This window comes from Jiella mangrovi, from assembly GCF_017815135.1.
Classification (GTDB): domain Bacteria; phylum Pseudomonadota; class Alphaproteobacteria; order Rhizobiales; family Rhizobiaceae; genus Jiella; species Jiella mangrovi.
On sequence record NZ_JAGJCF010000017.1, the window covers coordinates 1 to 23,450 of the forward strand.

General features: G+C 63.0%; 21 protein-coding genes, 1 tRNA gene and 1 pseudogene. 15 read left to right on the forward strand and 8 right to left on the reverse strand.

All coding sequences use genetic code 11. The annotated features are described in order from the left end of the window. Positions 1–137 precede the first annotated feature (137 nt). A tRNA-Ser gene (locus J6595_RS18080) sits at positions 138–227 on the reverse strand. 539 nt (positions 228–766) lie between these two features. On the opposite strand from J6595_RS18080, the gene J6595_RS18085 reads away from it, so the two are divergent. The 4 genes and pseudogenes from J6595_RS18085 (at position 767) to J6595_RS18095 (ending at position 3,754) form a co-directional block, all read left to right on the forward strand. Continuing rightward, positions 767–1,672: a dihydrodipicolinate synthase family protein gene (locus tag J6595_RS18085; protein WP_209596359.1), complete on the forward strand. Its 906-nt coding sequence runs from the start codon at positions 767–769 to the stop codon at positions 1,670–1,672. A gap of 14 nt (positions 1,673–1,686) precedes the next feature. After that, the gene (locus J6595_RS22620; RefSeq protein WP_245198794.1) at positions 1,687–2,364 is read left to right on the forward strand and encodes an FAD-dependent oxidoreductase; all 678 of its coding nucleotides are present in this window, start codon (positions 1,687–1,689) and stop codon (positions 2,362–2,364) included. Further along, positions 2,361–2,702: pseudogene (locus tag J6595_RS22625) on the forward strand (proline racemase family protein); the annotation flags it as partial. The gene J6595_RS22620 and the pseudogene J6595_RS22625, both read left to right, overlap by 4 nt. A gap of 305 nt (positions 2,703–3,007) precedes the next feature. Continuing rightward, complete coding sequence (locus J6595_RS18095) at positions 3,008–3,754, forward strand: maleate cis-trans isomerase family protein (protein ID WP_209596361.1); 747 nt, start codon at positions 3,008–3,010, stop codon at positions 3,752–3,754. Between the two features lie 61 nt (positions 3,755–3,815). Here J6595_RS18095 and J6595_RS18100 read toward each other — a convergent pair whose 3' ends face one another. Beyond that, the gene (locus J6595_RS18100) at positions 3,816–4,664 is read right to left on the reverse strand and encodes a GntR family transcriptional regulator (protein WP_245198795.1); all 849 of its coding nucleotides are present in this window, start codon (positions 4,662–4,664) and stop codon (positions 3,816–3,818) included. Positions 4,665–4,951: 287 nt separating this feature from the next. On the opposite strand from J6595_RS18100, the gene J6595_RS18105 reads away from it, so the two are divergent. Together J6595_RS18105 and J6595_RS18110 are read left to right on the forward strand one after the other, a co-directional pair. After that, positions 4,952–5,833 carry an isocitrate lyase/PEP mutase family protein gene (locus tag J6595_RS18105; RefSeq protein ID WP_209596362.1) on the forward strand — a complete coding sequence of 294 codons (882 nt, stop codon included), beginning with the start codon at positions 4,952–4,954 and terminating at the stop codon, positions 5,831–5,833. A gap of 32 nt (positions 5,834–5,865) precedes the next feature. Then, positions 5,866–6,498, forward strand: coding sequence for an isochorismatase family protein (locus tag J6595_RS18110; RefSeq protein WP_209596363.1), 633 nt, complete (start codon positions 5,866–5,868; stop codon positions 6,496–6,498). A gap of 116 nt (positions 6,499–6,614) precedes the next feature. Here the strand turns inward: J6595_RS18110 and J6595_RS18115 are convergent, their stop codons facing one another. The 3 genes from J6595_RS18115 to J6595_RS18125 form a co-directional block, all read right to left on the reverse strand. Beyond that, positions 6,615–6,953: a helix-turn-helix domain-containing protein gene (locus tag J6595_RS18115; protein WP_209596365.1), complete on the reverse strand. Its 339-nt coding sequence runs from the start codon at positions 6,951–6,953 to the stop codon at positions 6,615–6,617. A 1,103-nt stretch (positions 6,954–8,056) separates the two neighbouring features. Beyond that, a complete protein-coding gene (locus tag J6595_RS18120; protein WP_342453244.1) occupies positions 8,057–8,389 on the reverse strand; it encodes a response regulator in 333 nt (110 codons plus the stop codon). A gap of 43 nt (positions 8,390–8,432) precedes the next feature. Continuing rightward, a complete protein-coding gene (locus J6595_RS18125) occupies positions 8,433–10,034 on the reverse strand; it encodes a sensor histidine kinase (protein WP_209596369.1) in 1,602 nt (533 codons plus the stop codon). A gap of 280 nt (positions 10,035–10,314) precedes the next feature. Between J6595_RS18125 and J6595_RS18130 the strand changes: the two genes are divergently transcribed. Continuing rightward, positions 10,315–11,088: a triose-phosphate isomerase gene (locus tag J6595_RS18130; RefSeq protein ID WP_425342178.1), complete on the forward strand. Its 774-nt coding sequence runs from the start codon at positions 10,315–10,317 to the stop codon at positions 11,086–11,088. A 28-nt stretch (positions 11,089–11,116) separates the two neighbouring features. On the opposite strand, the gene dhaL is transcribed toward J6595_RS18130, so the two are convergent. Next, positions 11,117–11,755, reverse strand: a complete 639-nt coding sequence (gene dhaL, locus J6595_RS18135) for a dihydroxyacetone kinase subunit DhaL (protein WP_209596373.1) — start codon at positions 11,753–11,755, stop codon at positions 11,117–11,119. Between the two features lie 44 nt (positions 11,756–11,799). Further along, positions 11,800–13,884, reverse strand: coding sequence for a bifunctional sugar-binding transcriptional regulator/dihydroxyacetone kinase subunit DhaK (locus tag J6595_RS18140; RefSeq protein WP_209596375.1), 2,085 nt, complete (start codon positions 13,882–13,884; stop codon positions 11,800–11,802). 176 nt (positions 13,885–14,060) lie between these two features. Here J6595_RS18140 and J6595_RS18145 point away from each other — a divergent pair, with 176 nt between their 5' ends. The 8 genes from J6595_RS18145 to J6595_RS18180 all read left to right on the forward strand — a co-directional run bounded on the left by J6595_RS18145 (position 14,061) and on the right by J6595_RS18180 (position 22,590). Next, entirely contained in the window at positions 14,061–15,548 is a 1,488-nt protein-coding gene (locus J6595_RS18145) for an ABC transporter substrate-binding protein (protein WP_209596377.1), read from the forward strand. Positions 15,549–15,700: 152 nt separating this feature from the next. After that, positions 15,701–16,669 carry a carbohydrate ABC transporter permease gene (locus J6595_RS18150; RefSeq protein ID WP_209596379.1) on the forward strand — a complete coding sequence of 323 codons (969 nt, stop codon included), beginning with the start codon at positions 15,701–15,703 and terminating at the stop codon, positions 16,667–16,669. After that, entirely contained in the window at positions 16,666–17,493 is an 828-nt protein-coding gene (locus J6595_RS18155; protein ID WP_209596381.1) for a carbohydrate ABC transporter permease, read from the forward strand. Before J6595_RS18150 ends, J6595_RS18155 begins: the two co-directional genes overlap by 4 nt. Before the next feature lie 4 nt (positions 17,494–17,497). After that, positions 17,498–17,782, forward strand: coding sequence for a hypothetical protein (locus J6595_RS18160; RefSeq protein ID WP_209596383.1), 285 nt, complete (start codon positions 17,498–17,500; stop codon positions 17,780–17,782). Between the two features lie 3 nt (positions 17,783–17,785). Beyond that, on the forward strand, positions 17,786–18,922 hold the full coding sequence (locus J6595_RS18165) for an ABC transporter ATP-binding protein (protein WP_209596386.1): 1,137 nt from the start codon (positions 17,786–17,788) through the stop codon (positions 18,920–18,922). After that, positions 18,915–19,988, forward strand: coding sequence for an ABC transporter ATP-binding protein (locus J6595_RS18170; RefSeq protein WP_209596388.1), 1,074 nt, complete (start codon positions 18,915–18,917; stop codon positions 19,986–19,988). Before J6595_RS18165 ends, J6595_RS18170 begins: the two co-directional genes overlap by 8 nt. Before the next feature lie 121 nt (positions 19,989–20,109). Continuing rightward, complete coding sequence (gene argC, locus J6595_RS18175; protein WP_209596390.1) at positions 20,110–21,165, forward strand: N-acetyl-gamma-glutamyl-phosphate reductase; 1,056 nt, start codon at positions 20,110–20,112, stop codon at positions 21,163–21,165. A 195-nt stretch (positions 21,166–21,360) separates the two neighbouring features. Further along, a complete protein-coding gene (locus J6595_RS18180) occupies positions 21,361–22,590 on the forward strand; it encodes a hypothetical protein (protein WP_209596392.1) in 1,230 nt (409 codons plus the stop codon). Positions 22,591–22,598: 8 nt separating this feature from the next. Here J6595_RS18180 and J6595_RS18185 read toward each other — a convergent pair whose 3' ends face one another. Beyond that, positions 22,599–23,360 (reverse strand): dienelactone hydrolase family protein, encoded by a 762-nt coding sequence (locus J6595_RS18185; protein ID WP_209596394.1) that lies wholly within the window; start codon positions 23,358–23,360, stop codon positions 22,599–22,601. Positions 23,361–23,450: the final 90 nt, after the last annotated feature.

Below are 23,450 nucleotides of genomic sequence, written 5' to 3' on the forward strand. Positions count from 1 at the left end.
ATGAGGTACGATCTGGGATATATCGACCTGGAACAGAGAACCTTGCAAACAATCGACAATCCGTTCGGCACGAGATTGTCACCCATGTCTTAGGAACGTTCTGTCACCCATGTCTCCGGGCCGGACAGCGGGTCAAATGGCGGAGAGGAAGGGATTCGAACCCTCGATACCGTCTCCGGTATACTCCCTTAGCAGGGGAGCGCCTTCGACCACTCGGCCACCTCTCCGTTGGCGTTGTCATAGGCGCGGCAAGGGGTTTTGTGCAACCCCATCCGTGGCGCTTCGAACGGGAAAAAACACCTTTGTCGCAGACGGAAGGTCTGGTCGCGGGGCAAAATGGTGCCGCGATGTTAGAGCGCCGGGCGAAAAAGTGGAATCCGGTTTTTCGAAAAGCCGGCGCGCCAGATAAAATCGACAGCATCGGGCGATGCGGAGTGATCGGCCGATGCTGTAGCGTTGCCGTCCCTTGCCGACGCGGCGTTCGCGGAAGGAGCAGTGTTTGTTTCGGGCGTTACGATGCGGATCGAGGCCGGGCGCTTTGCCACGGGGCGCAAAGCGTGTCATCCATTGCGGGGTAACGCATCCTCGCATGCTATAGGCGCGCCATTCACATCGACGGGATTTCGGGTGAGTTGCCGCCGGCCTGGTCTTCGTATGCGGTGGTTCGGCCACGGTGTCGTTCATCGGGGATACCGGCGCATCTCGACGCCTTGCGGCGTCATGGACGCCTTGAGATGAGATGAAGGACGATCGTGATGGCTAGGATGTGGCATGGCGCGATCCCCGCACTGATGACCGAGATGGGCGAGGATGGCCCCTCGATCTCGCGGCCACTGGCCGGCATCTCGAACGCTGCATCGAGGCGGGCTGCGAGGGCTTTGTCATGCTGGGCACGCTGGGGGAGAACAGTTCGCTCACGGCGGATGAAAAGGTGGCGGTCGTTGCCGCCGCGGTCGAGGCGGCGGGCGGCCGGGTGCAGGTGATCGCGGGGATCGCGGGGATCGCCGAAAATACCGGGCTTGCCGCCGCCGACAGTCCGCAGCGGATGAAGGATGCGGGCGCCGCCGGGCTGATGGTGCTTCCGGCGATGGTCTACCAGCAGGAATCGCGTGAGGCGATCGGGCATTTTCGAACCGTCGCCCGCGCCGTCGATCTGCCGATCATGATCTACAACAACCGCGTCGCCTACAAGGTCGACCTCAGCCCGGAGGATTTCGCCGAACTCGCCAGCGAGCCGAACATCGTCGCGGTCAAGGAATCGAGCCATGACAGCCGGCGCATCACCGACATGTTCAATCGCCTCGACGAGCGCTACGAGATCCTCTGCGGCGTCGATGACCTGGCGCTGGAAAACCTTCTCTTCGGCGCTGTCGGCTGGGTTTCGGGAATGGCCAACTGTTTTCCGCACGAAGCGGTCGCGCTCTATCGTCTTGCGGCAGCCCGCAAGGTCGACGAAGCCGTCGAACTCTATCGCTGGTTCATGCCACTTCTGCATCTCGACACCGAGATCAAGCTCGTCCAGTACATCAAGCTCGCCAATCAGATGACGGGCTACGGGTCGCAGAACGTGCGTGCCCCGCGTCTGGTGCTGTCCGGCGCCGAGCGCGATCGGATCGCCGCCATCATCCAGCGGGCCATCGACACGCGGCCACGTCTCGCAACGGCTGCCTGAGCGCTTCGAGGGCGATGGGCTCGCAAGACGCCGGAGCGGACGGTTCCCGTCATGATGTCGTCCTTGTCGGGGCCGGGATCGTCGGGCTGGCCTCGGCTCATAAGCTTCAGGAAGCCGGGCGGGCGGTCACGCTGGTCGACGAGCGCGGCATCGCCAACCGCGCCAGCGCCGGCAATGCCGGCGCCCTCGCCTATTCCGACATCCTGCCGCTGTCGGCCCGCGGGCTGTTCTGGAAGGCTCCGGCATGGCTCGCCGATCCGCTCGGACCGCTGGCGATACCCCCCGCCTACGCGGCGCGCATCATGCCGTGGCTCTGGCGGTTCTGGCGGGCAGGAAGTGCGAAGACCGCACGGCGCGGCACCGCGGCGCAAGCGGCGATGGTGCGCCTTGCCAGGCCGGAAATGACTGCGCTCGTCACCGCTTGCCGCCTCGGGCCGATGATCTTTCGCGACGGATCTGTGGAACTTTACGAAAGCGAGCGCGAATTTCGCGGCTCTCTGACGGGGTGGCAGCTGCGTCAGTCGGAAGGCATCGATTTCGAGCATGTCAGCGGCACCTGCCTGTCGGACCTTCAGCCGGGTCTTTCGCCACGTTTCGTCGCTGGCACCTTCGTTCCCGGCTGGGAAACCGTCGCCGACCCGCAGCTCTTTGCCAGAGCGATCGCCGACACGGTTCTGGCGCGAATCGGCTGACCCATGTGCTTTGGACCGGCAAGCCGACGGTTGCGGGTGCGACTGCGCGCAATGCGGTGGTCTATGGCGAAAAAGCCATCGACCGCTCGCCATGCGGCACCGGCACTTCGGCCCGCATGGCACAATGGGCCGCGCAAGGCCGGCTCGCCGTCGGTGACAGCTTCGTCCACGAAAGCATCATCGGCTCGCTCTTCTCAGGCCGGGTCGAGGACGCCGTCAGGGTTGTATCGCTCGATGCCATCGTTCCCTCGATCGGCGGTTGGGCGCGGAAGACGAGGTTCAACACCATCTTCATCGACGATCGCGATCCCTTCGCCCACGGATTTACGGTGGCGTGACGATGCCGGTGCCGTCAACGCGTGACGCGTGCGATGGCGGCCGTGTCCCAGCGGCCAACTTGAAGCGGACCGAGGCTAGCGAAGGGCGCCCGGACATGTCGGGCGCGAGCGCGCTGGAGCTCTGGTGGACCCGCACGCCCTGTCCCTTTCCTGCGAAACCTTCAGAAATTTTGACACGCGGGTCCGCACCGCCTTGGGATGGTTCGATGCGCCCGCGGTTTTATGACTGGATAAAATCGGTTTCATACTGTTGAATTGTCCAGCCAAACGATTATTCCACCGCCCCAGCGCAGGATCGCCCAAAAATGCCGGACAGCCTCGGCCATCGCATGAAATTCGGGGTCATCGCGCCCTCGACCAACACCTCCGTGCAGCCCGAATTCGACGACATGCGCCCGGTCGGCGTCACCAACCACTTTTCGCGCATCGTCATCGACGACAGGCCCGTCCATTCCGACGAGGATTTCAACGATCTCGTCATGCGTATCCGCGCAGCGACGATGGACGCGATCGACGCGGTGAAATCCTGTGCACCCGGCGCGATGATCATGGGAATGTCGGCCGAGACGTTCTGGGACGGAAAGGATCGCGCCGATGGTCTCAAAGCCGAGATCGAGGCGAGAGCCGGCATGAATGTCGCGATGGGCTCGGATGCCTGCCAGGCGGCGTTGTCGAAGTTCGGCGACATCAAGCGCATCGCCGTCGTCACGCCCTATATGCCGATCGGCGACGAGCAGGTCCGCAAGTTCTTCACCGACTGCGGCTACGAGGTCGTGACCGTGAAAGGGCTGAAATGCGCAAGCCCGACGCTGATTGCCCATGTGAGCGAAAAGACCCTGCGCGACGCGATCATCGCCGTGAACGATCCTTCCGTCGAGGCGATCATCCAGGCCGGAACCAACCTCGCCATGGCGAGGGTCGGCGCCATGGCCGAATTCTGGCTCGACAAGCCGGTGATCGCCATCAACACGGCCACCTATTGGCATGCCCTGCGGATGAACGGTATCGAGGACAAGGTTCAGGGCTTCGGCTCGCTGCTGTCCCGGTACTAAGCCTCCGGGTCACGGATATCGCCGTGCAGGAGGAGGACGCAATGACGGGGCCAGAGCCGCGTCATTCCGGTGACTGGCGCCCCCTCCTGATGCGCATCTTGTAGGTCATCTGACTGGCGGAATGCCAGTTGAACGAGGCGATCAGCACGCCTGAATCGGTCACGTACCGCCGCAGAAGCTGAAGCGACGGCGCCCCGGCGGGTAGACCGAGCGGATGCGAGATCTCCGCCGGCATGAGCGTTGCCCGGATTTCCTGCTGAACCTCTTCGATCGTCAGGCCGGAATGGCGCTCGAGAAGATCGAAGAACGGCCCGGAATGGCTGGAAAAGCTCGGGACCAGAGCCTCGAAGCGCTCCGGGACGAAGCTCTCGATATAGCTGATCGGACGGCCGCCGGGCTCGGTCCAGCGGACGCCATCGACCCGGATCCAGCGCTCCCCCGCCTTTCCGCCGATCCGTTGCGCCAGCGGCTCGTCGATCACCAGGGGCTGGTGGCCGAGCACCACCATGTAAGTGTCGATGGCGCCCTGGAAGAGCTCGCGAAGCGACTCGAAGGACTGGTAGTAGCGCACCTGCGGCTGCGCCGAGACGACCCGCGTGCCCATGCCCTGACGGCGTTCCACATAGCCGTTTTCAGTCAGGCATCTGAGCGCCTCGCGCACGGTGAAGCGGCTGGTCGAGAACTCCTGCCCCAGCTCGGTCTCGGTCGGCATCAGCGAGCCGATCGGATAGACGCCCGCCTCGATGCGGTCGGCGAGCGTGCGGTGGATGCGCTGATAGCGCGGGGCGGCATCGTCGCCGGCAAGGTCCGGCATGGCGCTAAAGGCAGCCCGCTCCCGCGATTTCGACATTCGGTTCATCGTCTCGCGCTCCGCCTCGACCTCGCGTCCATCGCCCGTCCCGATCGTCATTATTTATCTGGACAAATAATGAATGGGCGTGGCAAGTGTTCTCTACCGACTGACCGTGCTCAAGCCAATGCCCCGACGTCAAACGCCGCCACGCGCCGAACCCGATTTTTCCGCTTGGATCGGTCGCCTGCCCTATTCGTTTGACCGCTTTCAGGCAGAAGGCTCGAACGTCGCGCTCCCTGTCGGCGAAGATCAGCGTTCCGCATCGCTACCAGCGGCCCATCGTTCCCGGCCGGGTGCCGGACGCATGGCACCGTGAAACCAAGCCCGAGAAGAAGAAGACTGAAATGGCCGACAAGTCCCTGAAGCAAGCCATCACCTCCGGCGAATTCGTCACAGCCCCCGGCGTCTTCGAGCTGATCTCCGCGATGATTGCCGACACCGCCGGTTTCCAGGCTCTCTACGTGACCGGCTACGGCACTGTCGCGTCGGCTCTCGGCCTGCCCGACGCCGGCCTTGCGACCTATTCCGACATGCTCGGACGGATCGCGACGATCGTCGAGCGCACCAAGACCCCGGTCATCGCCGATGCCGATACCGGCTACGGAGGCCTCCTCAATGTTCGCCACACGGTGCGCGGATACGAGCAGGCCGGCGTTTCGGCGATCCAGCTCGAGGATCAGGAGTTTCCGAAGAAATGCGGCCACACGCCGAACCGTCGTGTCGTTCCGCTTGCCGATATGGTCCAGAAGATCGAGGTCGCCGTCGACAGCCGCAAGAGCGACGACTTCCTGATCGTCGCCCGCACCGATGCCCGCACCGCTCACGGCATCGACGAGGCGATCCGGCGCGGCAAGGCATTTGCCAAGGCGGGCGCGGACATCGTGTTCGTCGAGTCGCCCGAGAGCGAGGACGAGATGAAGCGGATCTGCGATGCCATCGACGCGCCGCTGCTTGCCAATATGGTCAATGGTGGCCGTACGCCCCTGCTCCCGGCCGAACGGCTGAAGTCGCTCGGCTATGCCATCGCCATTCACCCCGCGGTCGGCTTCCTTGCGATGGGCGCGGCCTTGAAGAAGGCCTATGCCGATCTTCGTGAAAACGGCGAAACCACCGAAGCGATCGACCTTTACGACTTTTCCCGCTTCAACGAACTTCTGGGATTTTCCGACATCTGGGAATTCGAAAAGCGCTACGCTCGGCCCGAAGCTGCTTCCGCCGGCGAGTAGGCATCGCGACGTCTGAACGAAGGAAACACGCAATGACCGACGATCTTTCAGCGAACTATGCCAAGGCCTATGGCAACAAGGCCGGCTTTGGAAAACGCCCGGCTCTCGTCCTGATCGACTTCGCAAAGGCCTATTTCGATCCGGCCTGCGACCTTTTTGCGGGCGTCGACGACGCGCTCGCCTCGGCCCTGCGCGTCCGCGAGGCGGCGCGCGCTGCCGGCGTTTCCATCGTTCTGACGGAAGTGACCTATCACAAGGGCGGGCGAGACGGCGGCCGCTTCTTCGAAAAGGCGCTGCCGCTGAGGAACTTCGTCAAGGGCGAGGAGATGGCCGAGTTCGCCGACGGCCTCGTGCCGAAGGACGACGAGATCGTCGTTTCGAAGCAATATCCCTCGGCCTTCTTCGGGACCTCGCTTGCCTCCACATTGACGGCCGGAGGCCATGACAGCGTCATTCTGACCGGACTGACCACGTCCGGCTGCGTGAGGGCGACCTGTGTCGATGCCATGTCTCACGGCTTCATCACGACGGTCGTCGCCGACGCCTGCGGCGACCGCCACCCGGCGCCGCACGAGGCGAACCTTTTCGACATGAACGCCAAATATGCCGACGTGGTTTCTGAGGCCGAGATCATCGCCTATCTCGGCACGTTGCGCAGCGAGTGAGGAGCGGCGCGGCCGACAAGCGCATCGCATCTCTGCGATGCATCGGGCAGATCTGACGCCCATTTCGGTCGGAGCGGCATGGCTCGGGGCCTTTCGGGCCGCGCCCTATCAGCTCCTCAATCGTGAACGCGTTGGGCGGCCCTCATGAGAATGCTGCGAACCAGTATTCTCACGCGCTCCGCCTGGCCGGGAGTGCCGGAATTGTTCACCCCATCCTCCGCGGGATAGCCGACGAGTTCGAAGAACGTCATGACGGAGACCCCAAAGCGTATGGCGAGGTCGCCGAGGCGGCCTATTCCGATCCGTGTCATGCCCCGTTCGAAGCGATCAATCTCACTGACGGTGGAAGAAAGATACAGAGCGATGTCCGCCTGGGTCAGGCCGGCGGAAATCCGCAGCTCTCGAACCCGATTTCCGACCGCGACGTCGACTTTGTTTCCGGTGAAGGCCGGCATACGGTTCATCCTCTTGGCGGTCAGCGATCCCGATCCGCGGAAACGCGTCTGCGTTGGGGTATCGATCCGCTGCTGCGCCGATGCGCCAACGGCGTGTTTGCGCCTGAACCCGGTCGCGAAATGACAGCTCGCTTCGTTCGACCCGCGCAGCCGCCACTTCGTTCGTGTCAGATACTATTCCAGAGTTCATTGACGGATTGTGTCATGCATCTCAGACGGTTGATCGCACCCTCCACTCGACGTGAAGTCGTATCCCAAATCTCGACCGCCGGAGCAAAAAATACTCGGCAACACGTTGATTTTACCACGGATTCACGAATTCGCAGCGCGGCTCGACGGTCATGCAGCATCACGATCCATCAAGTCCTCAGCTGCATCCGTCGCTTGTATGCATATATCATATTTTTAAGGGATTCAAATTCTCCATCCTCGGCACGGTATCATATCTGGATCAATGCAACTTGATCCCAGTTGACGTGAGCGCGTCGCCGCCGAGACACCGCCGCATCAGCATTTCCGGCGTTTTTCCGGCCCACGCCTCAGCTTGCGGGAGTGTGCGCGCGCCGTGATAGCGATCGTTATCGTCTGAAGAATTGCCGGTAGTCAGGACCCTGCGACAACGCGCCCACCACGGTATGATGCCATGCCGGGCAGCAGACGCTCGCACGGAGGCCCCATGGTCGAAGCCTCGACGGTTTTAGCGCTGTCGCCTGGCCCAACCTTCTTGCGAGCTAGGAGATCCTTCGTACGGGCAAGCGGGATGAGGCGGATCTGGTGATTGCCGAGGTTTGGTATCGATCGGTGCAAGGGGGAGCGCCAAGGGAGAGCGCGTCGCTGCCTTCGATGACACCGAACGCCGCAATCTGCGAACTTCATCGTCGCTTTGACAGACGCAGCCGCCTCTCTTGCGAACCATTGCCGGAAACTAGCATCGACATCTTGCCGCCTGGGCTTTTCCGGTCCTTCACTGCGACGGCGAAAATCCGCCACGAGCTTGTCGGGAGCCGAACCGTGCGAACGCTCGCCAAAAGAGCGCGATCTCGTGGTCTGTCTTCTGTGACGCTCAAAAGTAGGCTGCTAGGCAGAACCGTAGCCTTGTCGATTCACGGAAGACACAGCGACAGGGAATGGCCAATCTCCTCGCCGGTATAAGGCTTCTGCAAGATCGGGACCTCGGTCCACCGCTCTTCGACACCGTCGCGTCCGTAGCCGGTCGCGAATATGAACGGGATGCCCATGGCAGCGAGGCGCTCGGCGATCGGATAGACCATTTCGCCGCTCACATTGACGTCGAGAACGGCACAGTCGATCGCTATGCCGGAGTCGAGAATTTCGCTCGCGGCGCGCAGCCGCATGGCAGGCCCGACGACGATACAGCCCAGATCGAGCAACATATCCTCGAGTTGCAGTGCAACCAGGCTCTCGTCCTCGACCACGAGAACGCGCATGCCCGACGTTCGACCGTCGGTCCTCACGGCATCAAAGTTCAATGGTCGCCACCTCGAATAGTCCCACCTCGAAGGCGCAAATGAGCCCGTTCTCGGCGAGGTCAAGTGAGATGCTCCCGTCGAGATCGCCTTCGATGATGCTGCGGATAATGCGCAGCCCGAATCCGGGCCGCAATTTTTCGCAATCGTGGGTCTGATGATATTCACGCCAGGTCAGCGTGAGCCGCGGCGCCGACTTGCCTCCGACAACGGCCCACGCGACATCGATGCGCCCGTCGGGTGCCCTCAGCGCTCCATGCGAGCGGGCATTGGCAAACAGCTCGTGGATGACGATGGCGAGCGCGACGCCGGTCCTTGGGGAGAGCATTGCGTCCGCGCCTTGATATGTCACCCTCCCGGGATCGACGTTCTGCGGCTTGCCGCATAACAGCGCCGTCAGAGGAACGCCTTCCCACCGCCGCTCGGCCAGGATGTTGTGAACCCGGCTGAGCGCCATGATCCGCGCCTCGAAGGCATAACTTGCCGCGTCGAGATCGACGGGATCGCGAAATGTCTGGCGGGCCATCGACTGGATGGTCGCAAGCGTGTTCTTCACCCTGTGGTTCAGTTCGTCCATCAGCATCCGCTGGTGATGGGCGGCCCGGAAGGCTTCGGTGCGATCGACGCCCTGGACGAACACCCCGTAGACCGCCCCGTCGCCGTCACGCACCGGGTTGCAGAAGATATCGACGAAAGACACGGCGTCGATGTCACCGGGCGGATGACGAAGCACGATCTTCATGCCTTCGCGGACGACACTCTTCCCGGTGGAAAGCGCCTCCCTCAAGAGAGCTGCGAACTCCTGGTTTTCAAGCTCCGGCAGGGCATCGACAAGCGAGGCTGCGATGATGGGGCGCTGGCCGATGAAGCGGGAAAAGCTCTCGCTGACGAAGGTCGCGGTGAGGTCTTCGCCTTCAAAGACCACGATCATCCCGGGTGCCTGGCTGAAAAGCCGGCGAAACTCGTCGTTTTCGGCCAGCGTCTGCCGGTAGGCAGCCTGGACGTTCTCGGCATTTTGCCAGAGCATCAATGCTGGTGTCGCGGGCGTATCGCTCCGCTTAGAATCCATCCTGACAATGTCGGTGACGTCGCTGGTGTGCTGGAGAATGTACCGAACGTTACCGTTCCCATCCAGAATCGGCGAATGGTTGGCGCTCCAGTAGCGCATCTCGATTTCGCCGCCATCGGCGTCCGACCGCTGGATCTCGTAGGGGATCAGCGCGATGTAGTTCTCCACACCTGTTTCCAGGACGTCCGCAAAGGCCCTTCGCATTTGCCTTTCGGATTCCCCCGACCCGGGAAACATTTCGAAGACCCCGTTGCCGAGCAGCTCCTCGCGCTGGCGACCGGTCGCCTTTTCGTAGGCGCCATTGACCGCGACGTAGCGCAGGCTTCGATCGAGCACCATGAGAGGCGTCGGGACGAGATCAAAAACATCGAAAAAATCGAGCGCCAGATCAGCTTCCAGATCGTCAGCGGCCGCTTGTTGATCCATGGGTCTTTCGCTTGTCTTCCCTGCTTCTCTCATTCGGGATGCTCGAGGCAAATGGATCGGATACAGTCTAGGGCGCAGACCGATCGCAGCGATCGGCATGGCCGTCGTTCCGTGCTCCGTTTCTCGACCATCGGACCGCTATCTGACAGGCTTGATGAACGGGCGGGAGCGTCCGCGCGGACTTCCACGGCTTCGCAGCCGGTCCGTCGAACGGAGATGGCTTTGCCCATCATGACGACGTTGCGAAGTTGATGAAGAACGATCCATCTGAACCTCTTAGACCCTTCGGCCATTCGACTGCAAACGCTCGCTGACGAACGCTCATATGGTAGGAGACTTTCTCCCAGCAACACGAACGAACCGGAGACATAAAAGTTTGATCGGCAGGCGACCTTTCATCGGAACGAGCTGGAAAATGAACAAGACGAGAGGCGAAGCGGCCGCCTTCTGTGATGTTCTTCTGGCATCGCCGATGGCCCGATGCCGTGACGCGCAACTCTTCGTCATCCCGCCCTTCACCGCGATTGCGCCGGTCGCCGACGCCTTGTCTTGCACGAATGTCATCGTGGGTGCCCAGAACGTCCACTGGGAAGACATGGGCGCCTGGACCGGGGAAATATCGCCCGTCCAGGTCAAGGACGCCGGCGCGGTGCTGGTCGAGATCGGCCATAGCGAGCGCCGAACCCACTTCAGTGAGAGCAACGAGACGGTCGCCCTGAAGACCGCCGCGGCCGTCCGCCATGGTCTCACGGCGCTCGTCTGTATCGGCGACACGCGCGCGCAGTTCGATGCGGGTGAAACGCGAAATGCCCTCAGACGCCAGACCGAGGCGGCGCTCTCGAAGGTCGAATGGCGGGACGGGGCCGACGTCATCTTCGCCTACGAGCCCGTGTGGTCAATCGGCGAAGGTGGCACTCCGGCAGACCCCGGCTTCGCCGACGATCAGCACGCCGCCGTCAAGGAAATCGTCGAACGGACGATCGGAAGGTCGCTACCCGTTCTTTACGGCGGCAGCGTCAATCCCGACAACTGCGTCGCGCTCGCCAGAAGGCCGCACATCGACGGTCTCTTCATCGGCCGCTCGGCGTGGGAAGCAAGCAACTATCTCGGTATCGTCGAGACGGTCGTCGCCGCGCTGAGCGATGAGAGGTGAGGCCCCATGGCGCAATCTGTCTTCACCATCAAAGCTTTGCGACTTCTTCGGCCATCGTCTGAACGATCAACGCCGTCGAGGCGGCGCCCGGGTCCATGTGGCCGAGCGAGCGTTCGCCGAGCCGGGACGCCCTGCCCTTCGACGCCACCATCGCCTTGGTCGCTTCCGCGCCCTCGGCGGCGGCTTTTGCGGCGGCCTCGAAACACTCGGTAAGCGTCGCGTCCTTGCCGGCCGCCTCGCCGAGCGCCTCCGATGCGGGCAGCCAGGCATCGACCATCGTCTTGTCGCCGCGTTCGGCCTTGCCGCGATCCTGAATGCCCCTGGCCATCGCCTGGAACGCCTCGACCATCGCGTCGCGGTCGAGTTCGCTCCTGCCCTTGACCGCCGCCCCCGCCCGCATGAAGGCGGTGGCGTAGAGCGGCCCCGAAGAGGCGCCGACGGCTTTGAGGAAGGATTTCGCCGCCGTGTTGAAGACGGTCGCCGGTTCGGCCTCGGCGAGGTCGAGGCCTGCCAGCGCGTTCTTCACGGCGGTGAACCCGATGCTCATGGTGACGCCGTGGTCGGCATCTCCGATGACGCCATCGAGCTCGGACAGTCGATCCTTGTCCTTTTCTATGGCCACGGCGATGGCGAGAAACACGGCGACGAGGTTCTGGCTGGTGATCATGGTTCGATCCGAATTGAAATGGCGAGAAGACGACGACGAAAGCCTCAGCCCGCGCGAAACATCGCGCAGTCGCAAGGGTGATCGAGAAGCTCCGTCAGCTCGTCGTCGAGATGGATCAGGGTGATCGACATGCCGGCCATTTCGAGGGAGGAACAGTAGAGTCCGACCCAGGTGGCATGGACAGAGATGCCCTTGCGTTCCAGCCGTTCGGCGACCCGGCGATTGATCACGTAGAGTTCCATCAGCGGCGTCGAGCCGAGCGAATTGACGAGGACGGCGACCGTGGAGCCCTCGGGCGCGTCGAGCTCCGCGAAGATACGCTCCAGTATGTCGTCGGCGACATCGTCGGCTGTGCCCAGCGGCTCGCGCGTCACGCCGGGCTCGCCATGGATGCCCATGCCGATCTCCATCTCACCGGGGCCGATCTCGAAATTGTGCCGCAGCGTCTGCGGCAGCGAGCAAGGCGCAAGCGCGACGCCGACCGTGAAGGTGCGCTCATTGGCCTTTCTGGCGATCCGCTCGCATTCGTCGATCGACATCATCTTGTCGGCAGCGGCTCCCGTCACCTTGAACACGAAGAAATTGCCGGCGACGCCACGGCGCTTTTCCTTCTGGTCGATCGGCGCGGATGCGACGTCGTCGGTCGTGAGCACCGTCCTGACCTCAATGTCCTCCATCGCCGCCATCTCGGCCGCCATGTCGAAATTCATCACGTCGCCGGCGTAGTTGCCGTAAAGATAGAGGACACCAGCGCCCTTGCTGACGGCCTTGGTGCATTCGAGGATCGGGTCCGGCGGCGGAGAGGCGAAGACGTTGCCGATGGCGCAGGCGTCGGCGAGGCCCTTGCCGACATAGCCGACGAAGGTCGGCTCGTGGCCGGAGCCGCCGCCGACGACGATGCCGACCTTGCCCTCGCGCGGGCCTTCGACGGAGATCACCGAGCGCGGCGAATGCTCCAGCTGGCGCAGATGCTTGGGATGCGCCTTCATCATCCCCTCCAGCATCTCCTCGATGATGTTGGCGGGGTCGTTGATGAGCTTCTTGGTCTTCATGCGATTTCCTCCCTGTACCTGTGTTCGTCTGGTTCCGTTAAGCGCGCCCAGTTCCTGCGGCATGCCCTCGGCCTGAAGCACGGCGTGGCCGGTATCGGCGTCGGTGATCAGGACATTCGCATGCCGGCCACGAAGCGCCGCCAGAATGGCCGTGGTCTTTTCCGGCCCTCCCGCCACGGCGATGCGAAACTTGATCCGCCCGATTTCTTTCAGCGTCAGGCCGATCGTGCGCTCGTCGAGCGGACCCTGCACGGCCCTGCCGCGATCGTCGATGAAGCGACCGGCGATCACGGCCGCGGCTCGCTGCAACGACGCGTGGGCGAGGTCCTCCCGGGCAAAAGGGCCGCTGCGGTGGATGGTCGCGTCCCGGCGCGAGGAGGAAATGCCGAACACGATCTTATCGACCGCCCGGGCACTGTCGAACTGGGCGCGCAGGAGCGGTTCGTCCATCAGAACGCGGCGCACGGCCGCGCTCGAGACGACGGCCGGCGCACTGATGCCGACCTGCCGGGCTGTCAGCGCCGAGGCCAGCCGCGAAACGCAGATCTCCGGTGAGAATTCCGACTTCAGGCTGCTGCCGCCGGTGACCTGGACAACGGAGAGGTCGGGCAGCCGCGTCGGCGCCACATGGCGTGCGATCTCCAGCAGCGTTCGGCCCCATGAAACGCCAACAGCGTCACCGGGACGGATCAGCCGCTCCAGCACACGCGCTCCCGTTTCGCCGAGTCGCTCGGTCAAGGAGCGGCCCTCCGAGACACTTGGCAGGACGATGCAGTCCGATAGGTCGAAGCGCTCGATCAGCGCCTGGGCGATCATGAATTCCGAAAGCCGCGAGGTCTCCATCGTCAGATTGACGATGCCGCGTCCGCGCGCCTCGGCGATGTAGTTGTTCACCGTCGCTCGAGAGACGCCCATCGCCTTGGCGATCTGGTTCTGCGTCATTCCGTCGTGAGCGTAGAGCCATCCCGCCCACAGCAGCGGGTCGTCGCGAAAGCGCAGCGGAACCTGCGTCAGGCTCGGCTGAGGACGCGCAACAGGCTTCGTCTTGCGGGTCGCGGCAGTGTTAACGGAGACCATCTTGACAATTGTATTAACTGATTTGACTATTGTCGCCAATAGGCCTGTAACCCTTGCTGCATCGCATCTGGGAGGTTGCGCTGCACACCGAAAGCAAGGGCGATGAGGCACCGCGCGCGGGCACCGCGCGGAGGCCTGATGCCGTCATAAAGTTGTCCTTGGGAGGAACTCGCCACATGACGAAATCACCACAGACGGGATCGTCGATCCTCGTTCCACGCCGCACGCTTTTGAAGGGCGGCGCCGCGCTCGGCCTCGGCAGCGCTCTCGGCATGCCGTTCATCAACCGTTTGAAGGCCCAGGAGAGCCACCCGCTGGCCGGCAAGTCGATCGAGATGAGCATTCTCGGCATCGCCGGCTGGCTGCCGTCCTCGCTCGGCGTGAAGATGTCGCCGCTCTTTGCGGACTTCGTGAAGGACAAATACGGCTACGACGTCTCCTTCCAGTTTCAGGAAGCGCCGTTCGCCGATCTCTTCCAGAAGGCCGCGACCTCGCTCGTCACCCGCAGCCAGGAATTCAACATCATCATCTCGGACAGTCAGTGGCTCGGCGCCCTCGCCCAGCCCGGCTGGATCCTGCAGCTCAACGACGTCATCGACAAGAACCCGGCGCTCAATATCGACTGGTATTCGAAGACCGTCGTCGACACCTACATGATCTATCCCGACGGCAGCGGCGACATCTGGGGTCTGCCCCAGGAGGGTGACGTCGAGGCGCTTTTCGTGCGCAAGGACTGGCTGGAGGACGAGAAGGAGCGCGAGGCCTTCAAGGCGAAGTACAACGCCGAAATGCCCCGCAGCTTCGAGGACTTCGAAGCCCTCACCATGGACGAGTTCGAAAAGATCGCCGAGTTCTTCACCCGGCCGGACGAGCAGCGCTGGGGCTTTGCCCAGCAGTACAGCCGCGTCTACGATTTCGCCACCTGCGCCTTCAACAACTTCCTGTGGAGCCGCGGCGGCCAGCTGTGGAACCCGGAGAATGGCCAGGTCGCGGGCGTCCTCAACACGCCCGAAAACGCCAAGTCGCTGGAAGAATACAAGCGCTGGCTGAAATACGGACCTCCCGGCTCGACCAATATCGGCATCGCCGAGGGCATCGACGTGTTCACGCAGGGCAAGGTCTTCGCCACCATCCAGTGGGCGGCCGTCGGCCCGGCGATGATCACCGAAGAGCTGAAAGGCAAGGTGCTCGTCGTGCCGCCGCCCAAGCATACCGGCCCCTCCGGCGAGGCCAAGCGCATCTATTCCATGGGCGGCCAGCCCTGGGTGATCAACAAGTTCAACGACGAAGAGAAGATGCGCGTCGCCATCGACTTCATGAACTGGTGGTACCAGCCCGACACGGCGCTCGAATTCGCCAAGCGCGGCGGCAACCCCTGCGACAAGGCCACGCTCTCACGGGACGATTTCAACGACATCAATCCGTGGAACCGGACCTTCAAGTTCATGCTGGAGGACGGCCGCTCGCAGGACTTCTGGCACGATCCGAAATATTCGGAGATGCTGTCGGTCCAGCAGGAGGGCTATTCGGCCTTCGTCACCGGCCAGGCGACCGACGCCCAGGCGGTGATGGACTACATCGCCTGCGCCCAGCAGCAGATCCTCTATGATTCCGGCACCGCCAAGGAAGCCCCACCGGACATGTGCGCGATGACCTCGCTCTGATGTGCTGTGATGCCGCCCCGATGCGACAGACGCGTCGGGGCCGGTTCTATGAAGCGCGGTTCGGCGTCCAAACACAGAGCGATCAGCCGACATCCTGAAGATCTCGCGGCAACGCGAAACCGGCGCTCAACGAGCGCGAAACGGGACAACGCATGACGACCGACATATCAGTCACGAGCGTTGACGAGAGCCGCCCGGCCAAACGGCGCCGGTCGCGGCCGCGACTGTTCGAAAACCGCACCGTCCTCGTGCTGGCACTGCTCGCGCCGGTGCTGACCTTCTTCATCGTCTTCAACACCATCCCGACGCTCTGGCTGCTCGGCCTGTCCTTCTACAACTACTCTCTCACCTCCGGCATGCCGCCGGACTTCGTCGGTTTCCGCAACTTCTTCGCCATTCTGGCGTCGAAGAACGCCATCTGGTTCGACCTGTCGCGCACCTTCACCTTCGTTCTGTGCGGGGTGACGATCCAGACGCTCCTCGGCGGAATGCTCGGCTTCCTGTTCTGGGGGTCGAAGAAAATGCCGGGCCGGCGCATCGCGCTGACCATGCTGTTCGCGCCGATGGTGCTAACGCCGGTCGCCACCGGCACCTTCTTCCGCTTCATCTACGACCCGACCTTCGGCGTCCTCAACTACATCGCCCGCGCCGGCTTCGGCGCCGGTCCGATCGACTTTCTCGGCGATCCGGATCTGGCCTTCTGGTCGGTGCTCGCCGTCGACTGCTGGATGTGGACGCCGTTCATGACGCTGATGACGCTGGCGGCCCTCGGCTCCGTGCCGACGGCGGAGCTGGAAGCGGCCGAGATCGACCGGGTGCCGATGTGGCGGCGGCTGCCGCTGGTGATCTGGCACCACGGCAAGTTCATCCTGATGCTCGGCATCCTCTTGCGCACCATCGACAGCTTCAAGACGCTGGATTTGATCATCCCGATGACCAAGGGCGGGCCCGGCCAGAACACCCGCCTCGTCGCGCTGGAATTGAACAAGCAGGCCTTCGAGAGCTTCAACATGGGCTGGTCGTCGGCCTATGCCGTTCTTCTCCTCCTCATCTCGATTGCCATGACCAGCGTCTTCATCTTCGTCCTCAACCTTCGCCGGCGAAGGGAGAGCGGATCATGAGCCGCATCAGGGAAGTCGCCTATTACGCCGGGCTCTGGCTGATCGCGCTGATCTTCTTCGCGCCGATCGCCTGGATCGTCATGTCGTCCTTCAAGACGCGGACGGACATTCTGGCGGTGCCGCCGAAATTCCTCTTCTCGCCGACGCTGGAGAATTACGAGGCGCTGTTCTCGCGCAGCGAGATCTTCGTCCAGATCGGCAATTCGATCCTCCTGTCGCTGGGCGCGGTGATCATCGCCGTGGTCGTCTCGTTCCTCGCCGCCTTCTGCTTCTCGCGCTTCCGGCCGAAGGGCACCGACTTTCTGATGTTCCTGCTCCTGTCGATCCGCATGCTGCCGGGACCTGCGGTCATTTTGCCGGTGTTCCTGATGTATGTCGGCTTCGGCTGGAAGGATTCGCATCTCTGGCTGATGCTGTTCTACGCGATGTTCTCGATCCCCTTCTCGGTCTGGATCCTGAAGGGCTTCCTCGACGGCGTCTCCACCCGCTTCGACGAGACCGGCCGTGTCAATGGCGGCTCCTGGGCGCACATCATCTTCAAGGTGGTGATGCCGCAGGTGCGGCCCGGGCTGATCGCCGCCTTCATCTTCAACCTGATCTTCGTGTGGAACGAGTATCTCTTCAACTTCATCATCGGCGGGGTGAACACCCAGAACATCCCCTACGCCCTGATGGTCGGCACCTATGCCGACGGCGGCGTCGCCTGGACCTTCATCGCGACCATGACCTCGCTCTATCTCGTCGTGCCGGTAGTCTTCATCTATCTCTTCCAGAAGTATCTGCTCGTCGGCATGACCTTCGGAACCGTGCGCGGGGAGGTCTGAGCCCATGGCCGAGAAACACGCCTTCGCCGAACGCCTCGAAACCACGCTGATCATCGGGCTTCTCATCGGCATCGCGCTGATCACCCAGCGCTACAACCTGATGCTCTACAAGGTCGGACTGTCGGTCCTCGTGGTCTCGACGCTGCTGCAGATCGCCGTCGGCAACCTGTCGAAGGATGCCACTCCGATCAAGGGGCTGATCTTCATCGCCAAGGTCCTGCTCGTCATCGTCATCGTGTTCTCGGCCGGCATCCTGCTCGTCCCCACATTCGCGCAACTGGGGCGCTGAGACATGTCCCTCGTCTTCAAGGACGTCACCAGACGATATGGCGACACGCTCGCCCTCGATGGCCTGTCCCTCGATGTCGCGCCGAAGAGCTTCACCGTCATTTCCGGTCCGCCGAAATCGGGCAAATCGGTGCTGTTCCGGCTGCTCGTCGGCCTCGAAAACCCCGATTCCGGCCAGATCATGCTCGACGGCCGAGACATTTCGAGCGACGCTCCGGCCGATCGCCCGGTCGGCTTCGTCCCGCAGAACTTCGCGCTCTATCCTCACCAGACGGTCGCACAGAACATGGCCTATCCGCTGACGCTGGCGCGGTTCGACAGGGCCGAGATCGCCAGGCGCGTCGATCGCACCGCCGGCATTCTCTCAATCACCCATCTGTTGAAGAAGACGCCCGATCAGCTGTCCGGCGGCGAAAAGCAGCGCGTCGCGGTCGCGCGAGGGCTGCTCAAGGACGCGTCGATCTTCGTCCTCGACGATCCCCTCGTTGGCCTCGACTACAAGCTGCGTGAACGGTTGATGGACGAGCTCAAGGGCCTGCGCGACGAGCTCGACGCGACCTTCGTCTACGCCACCTCCGACAGCCTCGAAGCGCTGACCATGGCGCAACACCTCGCCGTCATCGACCGGGGCCGCATCGTCCAGCATGGCGAGGCCGACATCGTCTACCATCAGCCGAGCCACGACCGCGCCCTCGATCTCATCGGCTTTCCCAACGCCAATCTCTACGATGGCATGATCGAGGGCGGCCGTGTCGTCGCGGGTCCGCTCACCTTTTCCGCGCCCGCTGGAGCAAGGCCCGGCCGGATCAGGGTCGGGCTTCGCCCGGAGCATGTCCTGATCGATGCCGGAGCGCCGACGACGTCCGGCGCCCTCGCACTTCCGGCGACCGTGACGCTGGTGGAAAATCTCGGCGGCGAGGCCGTGGTCTATCTCGACTGCGCGGGGCATTCGGTGACGGCCGCAATGCCGCTTTACGACGCGCCGCCACCGAAGATGCACAGTGCCGTGACCCTCACCGTCGATCCGGCGACCATCCTTCTCTTCGATGCCGGGACGGGCGCGAGGGTGCGGTCGGGCGAGCCGATGCCGCTTGCCGCCGCCCAGGAAGCCCTGCAGCGGAGTTTCGGCACCCATGGCTGAGATCATCATCGAGCATGTCACCAAGACGTTCGGCGCCTTCACCGCCGTCGACGACATCGACATGACCTTCGAGGATGGCGAGGTCGCCTGCCTGCTCGGGCCGTCGGGCTGCGGCAAGACCACGCTGATGCGCATGCTCTCCGGCCTCGAAACGCCGACGAAGGGCCGTGTCATCTTCGGCGGCAGGGACGTGACCCGCCTGCCGCCAAGGAAGCGCAATGTCGGGATGGTGTTCCAGTATCCGGTGATGTACCCGACGCTCTCGGTGTTCGAGAACCTCGAACTGCCGATGCGCTATGACCGCTCGGTCGCCCGGGACGAACGCAGGCGCCGCGTGGACGAGATCCTCGATGTCCTCGACATCCGCCATCTGTCGAAGGCCTTCATCGAGGAGCTGGATGCCGGCACGCGCCAGAAGGTGGCTGTCGGCCGCGCGGTGGTGCGCCAGTCGGAGATCGTCCTCTTCGACGAGCCCACCACCAATGTCGAGGTCAACGCCAAGCTCCAGCTGATCCGCGCCTTCAAGACCGTCACCAGCCGGCTGAAGCAGACGATCGTCTACGTCACCCACGACCAGACCGAGGCCATGACGCTCGCCGACCGGATCGCGCTGATGCGCTCCGGGCGGATCGTCCAGTACGACCGGCCTCAGGTGCTCTACGGCGAGCCGACGACCGAGTTCGGCGGCTGGTTCCTCGGCAATCCCGGCATGAATTTCGTGCCCGCCACCGTCTCGGGCGGGACGATTTCGGCGCCGATCCTCGCCCGGCCGCTTCCGGCGCCGGGGGATCTTCGTGGCGACAGGATCGCCGTCGGCATCCGGCCGGAGCTGGTGCGGATGGCGGGCATCGCCGGGCCCGACAGCGTCCCGGCAAAGCTCGTCGACCAGGCGATCGGCATTGCCGGGCGTTATCTGACCAAGGCGGCCATTGGCGACACCGTCGTCAAGGTTAACACCAAGGGCCGCCCGCCGGCGAAGCTCGGCGAAACCGTCCATCTGTCGGTGCCCCGTGAGCGGCTGATGCTGTTTGCCGATGGCGACCGCGTGCCGGCCCGCTTTTCCTGACATCCCCACTTTACGCGCGGCGCAATTGCTTTAAACCCCGCCGCGACGATCGCCCTTGGCTGCAATGGCGCCGAAGGGCCGCCGGGTCGTTCTTTTCGCCCGGCAAAAGATGGAGATGATCATGACCGACAAGATCAGGATCGGCGTTCTCGGCGCCAGCGGCTATACCGGCGCCGATCTCGTGCGCCTCGCCGCGCGCCACCCGAACATGGAAATCGTGGCGCTCACCGCCAACAGCCATGCCGGCAAGCCGATGCGTTCGGTCTTCAAGCATTTCGCCCATCTCGACCTGCCGGACCTCGTCACCGTCGAAGAGGCCGACTGGGGCTCGGTGGACGCGGTGTTCTGCGGCCTGCCGCACGGCACCACCCACACGATCACCCGCGAGATCTTTTCCAGCCATCCGCATGTCAAGATCATCGACATGTCGGCCGATTTCCGGCTGCGCGATCCGGCGACCTATCAGGACTGGTACAATGTCGAGCACACGGCGACGGACATTCAGCCTGAGGCCGTCTACGGCCTCAGCGAGATCTATCGCGAGGAGATCCGCAAGGCCCGTCTCATCGCCTGCCCCGGCTGCTATCCGACGGCCGTCCTCCTGTCGCTGATCCCGCTCGCCAGGGCCCGGATGATCGACGCCACCGACATCGTCATCGACGCGAAATCGGGCGTTTCCGGCGCCGGGCGCGGGCTGAAGGAGAACACGCTCTTCTGCGAGGCCGGCGAAGGCCTTTCGCCCTACGCCGTCGGCCAGCACCGGCACATGGCGGAGATCGAGCAGGAGGTCGGCCTCGCCGCCGGCATCGCCGATCTCAAGGTCAACTTCACCCCGCATCTCATCCCGATGAGCCGCGGCGAACTGTGCACCAGCTACGTCAAGCTCGCCGCCGGGACGACCGCCGAGGACCTGCGCGATCAGCTCGTCGAGACATATGCCAGCGAGCCCTTCGTCACCGTCGCCGACAAGGGCGTCCTGCCCCAGACCCAGATGGTGCGCGGCTCGAACTATGTCGTCGTCAACGTCGTGCCCGACCGCATTCCCGGCCGGGCCATCGTCATCTCGACGCTGGACAACCTCGTGAAGGGCTCGGCCGGCCAGGCGGTGCAGAACTTCAACCTCGCCTTCGGCATCGAGGAAACGACGGGCATCGAGCAGCTGCCGCTGTTTCCTTGAGCGTTCGGCGGTATTTGGAACTGGACCGCCGTACACGGGGGCGGCTTATTAGCCACGATCTAGGTGCAGCCACAGATAGGTCTCTGATGCAACGCTGCATCAGCGACGTGTAAATTTCGTCGAAATCGTCGCCACCACTTGTGCGAGAAGCTTTTCCGCCATCTGTTACGGCTTCCTTTACGTCAGGAGGCTGTCATGCGTGATGCCGCACTGTTGTGCCATGCTCATCAATTCGGCGCGACCCGGTGGCGTATGATGCTTTCCGCGATCACCTTCACCTTAGCGGCGCTGATGACGAGCGGGTGCACGTTCGGACCGCAGATCTCCCAAGGATCGATTGCATACAACAAGGCCCTGGAAACGTCGGCTAACTCGCTGACACTGCTCAACATCGTCCGCTCGGCCTACCAGATGCCGATGTATTTCAGCCGCTTTCGCCAGATCAACGGCCGTCTAAGTTCGACTGTGAATTCGGGCGCGACGGGCAATCTGAGTTTTTCCCAGGCGGCCGGGCTTGGAAATTATGTCATCAACCCATCGCTCTCGTCGGCACTTGGGAGCTCGCCGGACTTTACGGTGGAGCCTCTCGATACGATGGAATTCTATCAGGGAATGCTGCGGCCGATCAGCCCCGCGACATTTCAGTATTTCTGGGAGAGCGGGTGGCCCAAACCATTGTTGATTCACCTCCTCGTCGCAAAGGTCGAGGTCGAGGACGCCGCAAAGCATCGTTGCATCATCGAGAACTACGTCCCAAACAAGGACAAGCACGCCTACTTCGTCGCAGCAGTTCGGGCATTTCTTGCCAACAAGCCCAGTCTGGAAGTCGTATCCACGAAGTCGTCGAAGTTTGGTCCACGTTTACCTGTGACTGGTGATGGCATTCTGCAAGGTCTGGTCGAAGCCTCGAGAGCTGGTTTTTCGGTGCCATCAGATCAGCCGTCGATCCAGTTAGAAAAACAGAGGTTTTCCTATTCCATCGTTGGTCGGACTGCGACGGGTAAACCGATGGAGCTGAGTCTCGGAGGTGAAGCCAACAAGGACCCGCGAGGCCAGATAAAGTTCTGTCACCAGCGGCCGGAAGCGCTGAGCCTCTCGAAGGCCAAGATCACGCTCCGCTCGATGAACCAGATCTTGTACTTCCTCGGGGAAATCGTGCGCGTTCAGCTCCCAGACACGGAAGGCAGTCACTACCTGCCGACGATAATGGACAGCGAGAATGGGGATTTGGTTCCGATCTTTCGAGTGCAGCCGGGAGGGAGCGGGCTCGTCTCGGTGGAGTATCGCGGTCAAACCTACAGCGTTCCCTCAGGACCGGCCGCGGGCCGGTCTTACAGCGTACTCGGCCTCGTCCAACTCCTCTTTGGTCTATCGCTCAATGCGAAAGACCTCCCGCAGGTCAGCCCGATCATCCTCGCGAATTGAGTCTATCCTCAACTCTGCTTGCCGAGATACCGCGTGAGAAAACTCTGGAACGCCTCCCAAGACTCTTCGTCCGCCACCTCCCGGTAGCGATCCGAGCCGAACACCGTAAAGGCGTGCGGCGCGCCGGAGTAGACTTCTAGCTCGTAGGTGATGCCCTTGTCTTCCAGGGTCTTCGACAGCTCGAAGGCTTCGCTGGGCGTGACCGAGGTGTCGCCGCCGCCTTGCGCGATCAGAAAGGGCGCCGTGCCGTCCGGATAGCTCTGGCCCTCAGGCGTGGCGAGCGTGCCGTGGAAGGTCGCGTAGCCGGCGATGTCGTTCGCCTTACCGGAGCGGGCAAGTTCGAGCACCCCGGCGCCGCCGAAGCAGTAGCCCATGACCACCGCCTGGCTTGCGCCCGATTGTTCGCGCGCCTTGTCGAGACCGGCGGTGACGCGGGTGAGCATAGCTGCGCGGTCCTCATAGAGCTTGCCGGTTTCGGCCCTTCGCCCCTCGATCGTCTCCGGGCGATTGCCCTTGCCGAACAGATCCAGCGCGAAAGCGTTGTAGCCGAGCTCGGCCAGCATGTCGGCCCGCTTCTTTTCGTAATCCGTCAGCCCGTCCCAGTCGTGAATGACGACGACGAGGCCCTTCGCATCGCCGCTTGCCGGGGCGTAGTAGCCCTCATAGTCGGCGCCCGCCGCCTGGTAGGTCACGTTTTCCCCTGCCAGCGCCGGCGCGACGAACAGAGTTGAAAGGCTCGCGGCGATGGACAGTCTGGTGATGGCTCTCAAGGTCGTCCCTCCTCGATGAAAATGTCTGACACGAAGGCTAAGGGAGAAGCGGCGACAGGACAGGGACGCACGGAGAAAACGCGCCGAAAC